The following is a 13,082-nucleotide window of genomic DNA, read 5'->3' as shown; positions in this document are numbered from 1 at the left end:
ATAATTGTGCAAATGACATTTTCCGCTTGTCAACTGAATAAGTAATGCATATTTTCAGCTACAACATACGATTGCTGTTTGCGGTGGTGTTCATCGGGATTGCCGGTTGTGAGAAAAAGAAAGACGATGAACCGGTGAACCCGGGCACACCGCCACCGGGGCCGGCCTTCGACATTAATTCCATTACAGATACCTACGCAGCGATAGCGCCCTTTGCGTACTATGCCCAATGGGGGCCATACAATGTACATGACCCTTCCATTGTGAAAAGCGGGGATTACTATTTCTGCTTCAGTACCGATGCAGCCTATGGTACAACCGTGCGGCCAGGCATTCAGATAAGAAGATCAAAGGACCTCGTTCAATGGCAATTTGTTGGTTGGGCCTTTAACACTCTGCCTGCCATGGGCGCCAATTTTATTACCCAGGCGGGCGGCACGCCCTTTCAGTCGCTATGGGCGCCCTATATCATGAAAGTGAATAACCAGTACCGGCTGTATTATTCGCTGTCGTCGCCAACTTTGCGCTTAAGTGTGATCGGGCTGGCTACCGCCACTGCACCGGAAGGTCCCTGGACGGAGCAGGGACTGGTGGTCACTTCCCGCAATGATTTTCCGGCAGTGCAAACCAATGCCATTGATCCTACGGTGGTGGTTACCCCGGGCGGTGAACACTGGATGTATTATGGATCGGCCTTCGATGGCATTTATGTACTGAAGCTCAATGCAGGCACTGGTTTGGCCGCCACCAGCGGCGACAAGGGGAAACGGATCGCCCAACGTGGTTTTACCGGAGGCGTTGTAAACGGAAATATCGAAGGACCCGAAGTCATTTATAACGGTCAACAGAACAAGTATTACCTGTTTATCGCCTATGACTGGCTGGAAACAAAATACAATGTACGGGTAGGCCGGGCGAGCTCACCAGAGGGACCGTTCCTGGATTTTAAAGGCCGGGATATGAATATCGAGGAAGATAATATTCCCATGATCCTGGCGCCTTACCAGTTCCAGGGGCATGGCGGTTGGCAGGGCGTATCGCATTGTTCCGTTTTTGAGAGCGGGGGCGCCTACTTTATGGCACACCAGGGCAGGCCATCGGTTGATAAATACTTCATGGACCTGCATGTGCGCAGCATCTTCTGGACGACCGATGGCTGGCCGGTGGTTTCTCCGGAACGTTATGCCAATACAACCCAAAGCACGATCACGCCAACTGAGTTAAGCGGTGAATGGGAACAGATCGTACTGGGATATAAAGTGGTGCCTGGCTATTCAGCGGAACAGGTGGATGCCAACCTGCAGGTGGCAACTACGATCACGCTGAATGGCGACGGAAAGATCAATGGGGCGGCTGCCAACAGCTGGACCTATACCGCACCCTGGCTTGCATTAAAATGGAATAATGGCGCTTACACGGATAAGGTATATGTTTCCAGGGAACGTGATTGGGAGAATAAGAAAAGTACTACATTGGTGTTTACTGGCTTGAACAACGAAGGAGTTGCGGTTTGGGGGAAAAAGAAGTAGTTAATAAGTTATTGAGTGGCCAGGTTAATAAGTTGAGAGCACTCAATACCGAATAACTCAATTACTAATGAAGTTAATAACTAAGCATTAAATAGAATGATAAAACGATCAACGCTTGTATTATTGATAGTGGCAGTGCTGAGCATGCCAGTATTTTCCCAACAAAACCATACCCTGGTAGTGAAAGCCGCACAGCCAACGGCCACCATTCAGCCCACCATGTGGGGCGTGTTTTTTGAAGATATCAACCTGGGCGCAGATGGCGGTATTTACGCCGAGCTGGTGAAGAACCGTTCATTTGAGTTCTTTAAACCATTGATGGGCTGGACGGTGAACCGCAAGAAATTCGTAGAAGGCGAATTGCTGGTGATCAACCGTACCGATGAAAATACCCGCAATCCCCGTTTTTTGCGCATTACCATGAACAATGCCGCCAAAGGCGACCTGGGACTGACCAATGAAGGTTTTCGCGGCATGGGTATTAAAAAAGGGGTGCGGTACGATTTTTCTGTGATGTATCGCCAACCTCAGGCACACACGAAATTGCATATCGAACTAATAGACACATTAAAAAAGGTTATTGGCGATACCGTATTGTCGCTGCCCGAAGCAGGCGACAACTGGAAGAAAGCAGCCGTAAGTTTTCATGCAAGGGAAACTGTACTGAAAGCAAAACTGAATATCTGGTTTGAAGGCAATGGTACGGTAGACCTGGATATGATCTCCCTGTTTCCCGCTGATACCTGGAAGAACCGCCCCGGTGGCATGCGTGCCGATATGATACAATTGCTGGCCGATATGAAACCAGGCTTTATCCGTTTCCCGGGCGGTTGTATCGTGGAGGGATTTGACCTTTCCAACCGCTACCGCTGGAAGAACACGGTGGGCCCCATTGAAGAAAGGCAGTTGATGATGAACCGGTGGAATATCGAGTTCCCGCACCGGGCGGCCCCTGATTATTTCCAAACCTTTGGACTTGGTTTCTTTGAATACTTTCAACTGGCAGAAGATATTGGCGCCGAACCACTGCCCATCCTGAACTGCGGCATGGCCTGCCAGTTCAATTCAGCAGAGGTGGTTCCCATGCAGGCGCTGGATCCTTATATCCAGGATGCGCTCGATCTCATTGAGTTTGCCAACGGCGATGTTAGCACGAAATGGGGCAAGGTAAGAGCCGATATGGGCCATCCGGCGCCATTTAATCTGAAGATGATGGGCATCGGCAATGAGAACTGGGGACCGCAATATATTGAACGGCTGAAAGCATTCCAGACGGCCATTAAGGCAAAATATCCCAATATCAAGCTGATCTGCAGCTCAGGCACGGATCCCAATGGCGAGCGTTTCGATTACCTGAATGGCGAGCTGCGCAAGATGAATGCAGATTTTATAGACGAACACTATTATCGCAAGCCTGAATTTTTCCTGCAAAATGCGAGAAGGTATGACAGCTATCCCCGCACCGGCTCCAAGGTCTTCGGTGGCGAATATGCATCGCATGTTGACAAAACGGTTGGCCACAACCGGAATACCTGGCTGGCAGCCTTGTCAGAAGCCGCTTTTATGACCGGTCTCGAACGCAATGCCGATGTGGTACAGATGGCTTCTTATGCACCGCTCTTTGCACATGTGGACGGCTGGCAATGGGCGCCTGATCTCATTTGGGTGAACAACCTGCAGTCCTATGGAACGCCTGATTACCATGTACAGAAATTATTCTCCCTGAACAAAGGTTCCAAAGTAGTACCCATTACATTGAACAATGATGTAGTCGCCGGGCAGGACAGCCTCTATGCTTCGGCCTGTATCGATGCGGCTACCAATGAATTGATCATTAAAGTGGTAAACGCTGCTGACAAACCACAGGTCAATACCTTACAATTGGATGGCGTAAAAAAGATCGCTGCCAAGGGAAAACTGACCGTGATGCAGTCGGAGCTCACCGCTTTGAATTCATTCGAGCATCCAACCAACGTAGCACCTGTTGAATCAACCATTAATATAAAAGGTAAAAAGATCGTTTTGAACAGTTCACCGTATTCATTCAGTGTGCTGCGGGTAAAGTTGGAATGATGTTTTATTAACCATTCAAAACTTGCCAAATGAAAAAAGACTTACCTTATCTGCTTGTTTTGGGAATGCTGATGCTATCGCAGCCCGAACAAGCCAGCGCCCTGGGCGGCGCCTATCAATCACATGATCCTTCCACGCTCATCAAAGACGGAAGCCGGTACTGGATGTTCACCACTGGTAATGGCATTTATGCAGCGTATTCGAACAACCTGTATCAATGGACATCCGGTCCCAAAACAGTATTTCCGGCTGGAACCTGGCCATCGTGGATCAACGCCGCGGTACCAGGGTTCAACGGGACCTTCTGGGCGCCCGATTGTATCTACATGAACGGGAAATACTATATCTATTATTCCTGTTCAACATTCGGGTCTTCGGTATCTGCCATCGGTGTGGCTACATCACCTACGCTCGATCAGCATTCATCGGCCTACGTATGGACAGACCTCGGAAAAGTGGTTTCATCTTCCGCTGCCGGTGATATCAATGCGATAGACCCGGCTATCTTCAGGAATTCAGATGGCAGGTTATACATGTCTTATGGTTCCTGGCATGGAGGTATCGGTATTGTTGAACTGGACCCCTCAACAGGCAAAGTAAAAAGCGGTGCCGCTGTTACCCGAATTGCCGGCGGTAATGGCGCCGACTGGGAAGCTCCCTGTATTGTGAAGAACGGCAGTTATTATTACCTCTTTGCCAATCGTGGAACCTGTTGCAATGGCACCAGCAGTTCCTATTATATTGTTGTAGGACGCTCAACGAGTATTACGGGGCCCTATGTTGACAAGAACGGTACCGATATGCGCAACGGCGGTGGTTCGCTGGCGTTAGGAGCTTCAGGCCGCTATATCGGTCCGGGCCATTTAGGCCTGCTGACAGAGAACGGATCGAACTTTGTTTCCATGCATTATTATGATGGCAACGATAATGGGAATGCCAAATTAGATATTGCCAACATGGGCTTTAGCGGTGGCTGGCCTTTTATTACCCGTGACTGGATCGCTGCGGGGCAATACCGGGTTACCAATAAACACAGTAACCTGGTATGGGATGCCTGGGGTTGTACCGGCGCATCGGGCCAGGGCATTGCACAAGGCACCTGGGCGAATATCAACTGTCAGAAATGGGATTTTGTTCCGGTGGGCAATGGATACTACCGCATCAACAATGCGCTCGGTGGTCTTTCAGCCGATGTGATCAATTGCGGAACGGCGGCGGGAACGCAAATGCAGTTGTATGCCTGGCTGAACAATAACTGTCAGAAATACAAGGTTGAGCGCCTGGCAGACGGTTCGCATATTATTACACCGGCCTCAGGTACGAGGATCGTGAGTATTGCCGGTTCTTCCACGACTGCCGGAACCAGGTTGAGCTTGCAGGATTATTCCGATTGCAATTGCCAGAAATGGTTGATTGCAACACCTGCGGCCAGGGAAGCAGTTAACCAGCTGCAACCGGTATTGACCGATGAACGAGGGCGAAGTATTTATCCAAACCCGGTAGCCAGGGGCAAATACCTGAATATTGTTCCCGGCTCGCCTGGAAAGTATATTGTCACCAACATCTACACGAGCGATGGCAGGCTGGTATATACGAACAGGCAATTGTCTGCAAACATAGTACAGGTGCCTGTGCCGCATACAACCGGCATCTATACCATACAAGTGGTAAGTGATGAGAGAACGATCATGAAGAAATTGATAGTCGAGTAATCTATAACATTTTTAGATTTCGCGATGTAGAGATTTTGGGATCTATCAGCTTTAGAGCTGAGGAGATCCCAAAATCTCTTAAACTGTAAATCAAAATCCCGAAATCAGAAATCGCAAAATCAGAAATCCTCCATTACAAGCAATCCCTGCATGAAAGATCTGATTATTTACATTTCCATTGTTTTGTTTTTGTGCCCGGCCATCGCGTTTGCCCAAACAAAGCACATTCCCGCACATGATCCGGTGATGATAAAACAGGATAGTGTGTATTATATGTTTTGTACCGGTATGGGCATTACCGTATGGTCGTCTGTTAACCGGGTTGATTGGAAAAAAGAGAAACCGGTATTTGCAGAGGTGGCGGGCTGGGTGTTGAAAGAACTTCCCGGTTTCAAAGGTCATACCTGGGCGCCGGATATCCGCTATCATAACGGCTTGTATTACCTGTATTATTCCGTTTCTGCATTTGGAAAGAACACTTCCTGTATAGGTGTGGCTACCAATAAGACCCTGCATCCTTCCTCACCGGATTATCGTTGGCAGGACCATGGTAAACTCGTTCAATCGGTTCCCAACCGCGATGACTGGAATGCGATCGATCCCAATCTTTTTATCGATGACGACAACACCCCCTGGCTTAGCTTTGGTTCTTTCTGGAATGGTCTAAAACTCGTAAAGCTGAACAAAGACCTGGTATCGCTCGAAGAACCGCAAGAATGGCATAACCTCGCCAGCCGCAGAAGGGATGCCAGCCTGCCCGACAGTGTCGCCGGTAATGCCGCCATTGAAGCGCCTTTTCTATTTAAAAAGGGAAAGTACTATTACCTGTTTGTGTCAACCGATTTTTGTTGCCGCGGGTTGAAAAGCAATTATAAAGTGATGGTGGGCAGAAGTGAAAAAGTAACAGGGCCCTATACAGATAAAAATAATATCCCCCTGATGCAGGGCGGCGGTTCCCTCGTGATTGCCGGCGATACGGCCAACTGGACGGCAGTAGGGCATAATTCGGTATACCAGTTTGATGGCAGGGATTACATCGTATATCATGGCTACGATGCGAAGGACAATGGTAAAAGCAAACTGATCATTCGTGAATTGAGTTGGGATGCCGCCGGATGGCCGGTGGTTAGTGATTTCTGATTTTAAGATTTCTGATTTAAGATTTCTGATTTTGAGATTTAGAGATTTTGTGATCTGCCAAAAATTGCCAAAAAACACAATGCCATCCCCAGGCGTTGTTTGTCCGCAATGTTCGTATTCGAAGCGTCAACCACATCGGTCGAACATCTGACGATCCCACCTACGGCCAATGCGACTACGCGGCCTGATACGCTGACGATCTGTGCTAATTAAATTAAAATTAAAATTCCCGAACGACAAACCTTTCTTAAGCATCGGATTCCCTGGGTTGAATTATGCAATCGTTCCCGGAAATGTTTCGATGACAATTAACAGGCACTGCCTGCGCAAGTGTTGGGTTACCTTTTTGTATTTAGACAGGATGGAACAGGATGAACGTTGGAACAGGTAATTCTAATTTTAGTCACTTCAGGCGATTGTAAACTATAAATAGTGCCAATATGAGAGTACCGCAACTTCAACCAAAGGGTATTTGGTTAATATCTTTCTTACTGCTGTTTTCCATTTTTCAGGCAAGATCACAGGACACCACCGCTAGCAAGGTTGTTACCGGCAGGATCACAGACGATAAAGGCAATGGAGTGCCCGGCGCCACGGTGCAGATCAAGGGTACCGAAAAGCGTATCATTGCCAGAGAGGACGGTACCTTCTCTATTTCGGGGGTTACCGGTAATGAAAGCCTCGTGATCACCTCAGTTGGTTTTTCTCAGCAGGAGATAGCGCTGAACGGAAAAAGCACTGTCTCCATAATACTGGCCGGAGAAAAAAATACACTCGACGATGTAGTCGTCATCGGGTATGGAACCCAAAAGAAAAGAAATGTAACTGCTGCTACTGTACAGTTCGATGCCAGTAAGCTGGATGAGCGGCCGGTAACCAGGGTCGACCAGGCGCTGGTTGGCCAAATGGCCGGTGTGGCCGTTAAGCAAACCAGTGGCGCATTGGGTAAAGGCTTCAGCATTCAGGTTCGCGGTACAGGTTCTATTACAGCCGGTAACGAACCATTGTATGTGGTTGATGGTTTTCCCCTGTCGCCGGCTTCGCCAAATGCTGCCGGTAATTATGCGGCCGGTAACCCGCTCGACAATATGAACCCCAATGATATTGAGAATATCCAGGTGTTGAAAGACGCTGCTGCTGCTGCTATTTACGGTTCCCGCGCTGCCAACGGTGTTGTGCTCATTACCACAAAACGCGGTAAATCGGGCCGGGCAAGAATTGAATACAGTGGGAATGTTGGATTTGTAGAACGCAGCAGAAAACTCGATATGCTGAATGCAGAGGAATGGATCGACCGGGCCACAGAAATGATCAACGCAAGATATGTTGCGGATTATGGTTCAAAAGGCGCCACTGCCAGCGACGATTACGAAACGCGTCGCCAGTTACTCAATAAAAATCTGCCTTCCCCCATTCAACCGGGTCAATATAATACAAACTATATGACCGATCCCCGCTGGGCGCAGGAAGGGTATCCGGGTTTGCGGTTCATCGACTGGCAGGATGAAGCTTTCCGCAAGGGCCTTACGCAAAACCACCAGGTTTCAGTAAGTGGCGGTACCGATAAAGTGCGGTATTATGTGTCGGGTAATATGACCAAACAGGAGGGCATGGTGATCAACACAGATTATACCAGCTATTCCGCCCGCGCCAATGTGGAAGTGAATGCTACCAAAAAATTGAAACTGGGTTTGAACCTGGCGCCTACCTATTCGATCATCAATGATCCGGGCGTAGAAGGCAAGGACAATATCTTTCACCAGCTCCTGAGTATGACCCCTGTACAGGAAGAGAGCATGGGATTATATCCGAATGCAGGTGATAATGGTCAATACCCATGGAGCGTTTCAACCAATAGTCCTATCGCAAAGTTGCAACAGATCATCGGGGAGACAAAACGCTTTCGTACCATCACTTCGGCTTTTGGCGAATACCAGATCTTACCGGGTTTGAACTTCAAAACAACCCTTAACCTGGATAATACCGACCAGGACGCCAAGAGCTTTACGCCATACCAGGTGACCAATGCCCTGGCTACCCGGCAGAAAGATCTCACCATACGTTCAAGCGGAAGCTTCAGCAGCTATAAAAAGCTCACCTTTGTAAATGAGAATACGCTTTCGTACAACAAAACGATCAACAGCGTACATGATATCTCGGCTTTGGCAGGTTACTCGTATAATTCTGAAAAATACGATAACCAGCGTCTCGCCTCTAACGGGGGTTATAACCGAGATAACGTGATCACCCTGAATGCAGCCAACGGGTATACCGGGGAAACAGTAGAACAAAGAAATGTGCTGCTTTCCTACTTTGGCCGTGTGCAGTATTCCTTTGACGGCAAATATTTGTTTTCAGCCAGTTTACGCCGTGATGGATCGAGCCGCTTTGGCAAGGATACCAAGTGGGGCTGGTTCCCCAGCGCTTCGGTAGGCTGGAGGGTATCGGATGAAAATTTTATGAAGGGTGTTTCCTTTGTCAACGATCTGAAATTAAGAGCCAGCTGGGGTAAAGCCGGTAACTATAATATCGGTAATTACAGCAGCGTTGCGATACTGTCATCCTATAACTATTCACTGAATGGTGCTGCTGCACTTGCGCAGGCGCAGGGCAGAATTGCCAATCCCAATCTCACCTGGGAAATGTCTGAAACTTTTGATATGGGTGTTGACCTGAGCGTTTTCAATAACCGCCTTAGCGCTTCTTTCGATGTGTACAACAAGCTGAACACCCAATTATTATTGAATGTGCCCATTCCCTGGGTAACCGGTTTTGGTACCCAGCTTACGAATGCCGGTTCATCGCGCAACAGAGGCTGGGAAATTGAGCTTACTTCGCGGAACCTTGTTAAAGGACCTGTTCAGTGGACCACTTCACTTAACCTGAGCCGTAATACAAATAAGATCGTGTCTTTAAGCAGCGGGCAAAACCAGATCATCATCCCTTCTGCCTATGCAGGAGCGCAACACTCCATACTCCGTGTTGGCGAGCCGATGTACAGCATTTATGTAGTAAAACAAATTGGCATCCTCACGCAGGAAGATATCGATAAAAAAGTGGCTTTGTTCGGGCCGCAAAAAGCAGGTGATCCCAAATACGAAGATTTTACGCCCGATGGCGTCATTGACCTCAATGACCGCCAGATCGTAGCACATCCCAATCCTGATTACGTGTATGGTATCACCAATAATGTTCGCTGGAATGGATTTGATCTGACCGTGCTGGTTCAGGGACAAAGAGGCGGATCCATCTATTCGCTGTTGGGACGCGCCCTGGGCAGAACCGGACAGGGGGTAGTTGATAATGCATTAGGTTTCTATCGCGACCGCTGGCGTTCACCGGATAATCCCGGTGCAGGAAAAGTAGGTAAAGCCTATTCAACCTTTGGACAGATCGCGAATACCGACTGGTTATATTCTTCTGATTATATCCGTGTTCGCATGATCACCCTTGGTTATGACCTCAACCGCTTAATCAAATCGAAGAATATCGTGCAGGGAGCCCGGGTGTTCATCACTGCCGAGAACTTCTTTGGCCATGATAAATACAAAGGCGGGTTGAACCCTGAGGCTAATAATACCGACCTGAGTGGCAACGAATTTTATCTGGAACCAGGCGATTATGGTGGTTTGCCTTTGCCGAAATCATTGATCCTGGGTGTAAACTTTTCTTTTTAATGCCGATAACTGAAATCGATATGAGACGTCCATGGCAAAAATTTCAAGATGACACGAAGGGATCTGCCAACTGGCGGATGGCCATGGAAAGTTCGATCTGGCAAAAACACAATAAATATTTTCAGATGAAAAAAATACTTGGAATTTCATTGATCGCAGCCGTGGGTTTCCTGAGCGCCTGTGAAAAAAAGCTGGATCAGTTACCTATTTCAGACGCACCTACCGAAACTTTTTATAAACAAACAGTTGATTTTGTACAAGGCGTAAACGCAGCATATAACGGATTGAGAACCTATCCCGACAGATTGTTGAATTTATCGGAGACCAGGTCAGACAATTTATATGCAGTATCAGACGGTGGTGTTCGTGAGTGGGAGGGCATCAACAGTTTTCATAAAACAATTGCCGGCAATGCATACGTAGCAGAAGCCTGGACCGGAAATTTTAGTGCCATTTCCAGAGCCAACCAGGTACTGGAACAATTAGCTTTGAAAGGTGAAAGTATCATTGCTGATGCTGCTTTAAGGACCCGCCTGGAAGCAGAAGCCAGATTCCTGCGCGCCTTCTTTTATTTTGACCTGGTAAGATGGTTCGGTAAACTACCGATCATCGACCATCCCGTGCTGGCTAATGAAGCGTTGGAAATTGGCAGAAGCCCGGTGCCTGAAGTGTATACTTTCATTATGAATGATCTGAAATTCGCTGCTGACAATTTGCCCGATGCGTACAAAGATGCAGCGGATAAAGGACGGGCTACCAAATATGCAGCAAAAGGAATACTTGCATTGGTTCATATGACCCGCTCGGGCCCCACCTATGGTATTGACGGACCTGGTTTGGGTTTAAATGAATGGAGCCAGGCGCTTACCTTGTTGAATGAGATCATCGACAGCAAAAAATATTCTTTCCTGGCTAAGTATACCGATATCTTTTCTTATACGAATGAGAACAATGCGGAAGTTGTATTTGATGTACAGTATAACAACGGATCGAATCCTATAACAGGTGGTACTTTCCCCTGGCTGCTTGCTCCGGATAACTGGTTCCAGGAACTTGGCCTGGGAACGCAGGGCGGTTTAACCATCAGGCCCGTCGCGAACAATCTCCTGAATTCTTATGAAGCCGCTGATAACCGCAAAGCCTTTACCATTCAATCTGGTTATACCGCTAGCGGCATTCCTGAAAGCCGTTCCTTTTTCAAAAAATACATCGACATTACAAAAGTGCCCAAGAATAACCGGCTCGACTGGCCGATCAATTTTATCGTATTGCGCTTTACAGATGTGTTGATGTTAAAAGCAGAATGTATCCTCAAAGGAGCACCGGGTTCACAAACCGATGTAGATAACATAGTGAGCCAGGTGAGGAATCGCGCTGGTTTGGGGCCGGTGGCTAATATAACGCTTCCACAATTGATGGAAGAGAGAAGAAAAGAGTTTGCTGCTGAAGGAAGCCGCTGGCACGATCTCGTACGCAGCGGATTGGTGGAAACGGTAATACCCGCATGGATAGCAACAGAAGATGTACAGCGCGTAATGCAACCTTTTGATAAAAATTACATCTTATATCCAATACCCCAATCGGAACTGGATGTAAAGCCGGGCTTATACGAACAGAACAAAGGATACTAAACGGATTGCATGTAATGCAACCAGGTAAATAAAAAAGTCCGGAACAATTTACATCCCTTGTAATTGTCTTCCGGACTTTTTATATAAACAGCTACTATATGAATAAAATATTGTTTGCATTTTTCAGCGCCATCTCCCTCACATCATTGGCACAGCCTGTTCTGGAAACCGGATCGCGGAAACCAATGCCAGATACATGGATCGATGCTTCCACAAAACATATGATTGTACGGCTGACCAACAAACCGGGTGATAATGCCAGCTTTTATTTTCACAACAATCCCTTTGTTGGTAATAAAATGGTTTTCTACAGTACCGACAGTTCCCATGGCCGGCAGTTATATACGGTAGATCTCAAAATGCGTAAGCTGGAGCAAATTACCCACCAGGGCACTCCGATGAATGGGGAGATCGTAAGTGCAAAAGGACGTAACGTCTATTACCAGATCAAAGACAGTGTGTTTGTAACTAATATCGATACAAAAAATACCCAACTGGTATTTGTATTCCCTGCCGGTTTTAAAGCCAGCGTTACGACCGTAAATGCCGATGAAAGCCTGCTGGCCGGCTATCATAGCACCGATGCTGAAAAAGAGATCTACAGGAAGAATCCCGCGAAACACGATTACTTTCAGAAAATTTACGAGGCCCGTTTACCCCGTACCCTGTTTGTTATTGACATTAATAACAAACAGCTGAAGCGGCTGTTTACGGACAGCGCCTGGTTAAACCATGTGCAGTTTTCTTCAACCGACCCTAATTTGTTAATGTTCTGCCACGAAGGTCCCTGGCATAAGGTGGACCGTATCTGGACCGTTGATATTCGCAATGCCAGTAAAGACAAAGCAAAGCTGATGCACAAACGCACCATGGACATGGAAATTGCCGGTCATGAATGGTTTTCGCCCGATGGTAAAACCATTTGGTTCGATCTGCAACAACCACGTGGCAGTACATTTTTCGTAGCGGGTGTAAATGTAAAAACCCTGGAAGAGAAAAAGTATAAACTCGACCGCAATGAGTGGAGCATTCACTTTACCACCTCGCCCGATCAGCAATTATTTGCCGGCGACGGCGGTGATCCCGGCCAGGTAGCAAAAGCCCCTGATGGCAGATGGATCTATTTGTTTAAACCGGAGGGCGATCATTTTAAAGCAGAGAAACTGGTGAACATGCAACACCACAATTATAAGCTGGAACCCAACGTACATTTTTCGCCCGATGGAAAATGGATCATCTTCAGAGCGAATTTTGAAGGAAGCACGCAGGTGTATGCTGTCAAGATCTAAAAGGAATTCCTGTTAAACTAAAGCTAGCAGC

The 13,082-nt window shown here is 47.5% G+C and carries 7 protein-coding genes; all 7 read left to right on the top strand.

The genetic code is table 11. From position 1 onward, the window contains the following. Positions 1-44: 44 nt before the first annotated feature. Positions 45-1,529 carry an arabinan endo-1,5-alpha-L-arabinosidase gene (locus JT717_RS11250; RefSeq protein ID WP_205510568.1) on the top strand — a complete coding sequence of 495 codons (1,485 nt, stop codon included), beginning with the start codon at positions 45-47 and terminating at the stop codon, positions 1,527-1,529. Between the two features lie 96 nt (positions 1,530-1,625). Beyond that, entirely contained in the window at positions 1,626-3,602 is a 1,977-nt protein-coding gene (locus tag JT717_RS11245; RefSeq protein WP_205510567.1) for an alpha-L-arabinofuranosidase family protein, read from the top strand. A 29-nt stretch (positions 3,603-3,631) separates the two neighbouring features. Next, positions 3,632-5,314, top strand: a complete 1,683-nt coding sequence (locus JT717_RS11240) for a family 43 glycosylhydrolase (RefSeq protein ID WP_205510566.1) — start codon at positions 3,632-3,634, stop codon at positions 5,312-5,314. A 150-nt stretch (positions 5,315-5,464) separates the two neighbouring features. After that, a complete protein-coding gene (locus tag JT717_RS11235) occupies positions 5,465-6,454 on the top strand; it encodes an arabinan endo-1,5-alpha-L-arabinosidase (protein WP_205510565.1) in 990 nt (329 codons plus the stop codon). A gap of 440 nt (positions 6,455-6,894) precedes the next feature. Continuing rightward, positions 6,895-10,131: a SusC/RagA family TonB-linked outer membrane protein gene (locus JT717_RS11230; protein WP_205510564.1), complete on the top strand. Its 3,237-nt coding sequence runs from the start codon at positions 6,895-6,897 to the stop codon at positions 10,129-10,131. A gap of 125 nt (positions 10,132-10,256) precedes the next feature. Further along, entirely contained in the window at positions 10,257-11,762 is a 1,506-nt protein-coding gene (locus JT717_RS11225; protein WP_205510563.1) for a RagB/SusD family nutrient uptake outer membrane protein, read from the top strand. A 98-nt stretch (positions 11,763-11,860) separates the two neighbouring features. Continuing rightward, positions 11,861-13,051 carry an oligogalacturonate lyase family protein gene (locus JT717_RS11220; RefSeq protein WP_205510562.1) on the top strand — a complete coding sequence of 397 codons (1,191 nt, stop codon included), beginning with the start codon at positions 11,861-11,863 and terminating at the stop codon, positions 13,049-13,051. The last annotated feature ends 31 nt before the right edge of the window (positions 13,052-13,082 follow it).

Origin of the sequence: Longitalea arenae (assembly GCF_016924755.1) — a bacterium.
GTDB lineage: Bacteria > Bacteroidota > Bacteroidia > Chitinophagales > Chitinophagaceae > Niastella > Niastella arenae.
The sequence above is the reverse complement of the archived record's forward strand: the minus strand, read 5'-3'. Positions and strand labels throughout refer to the sequence as shown.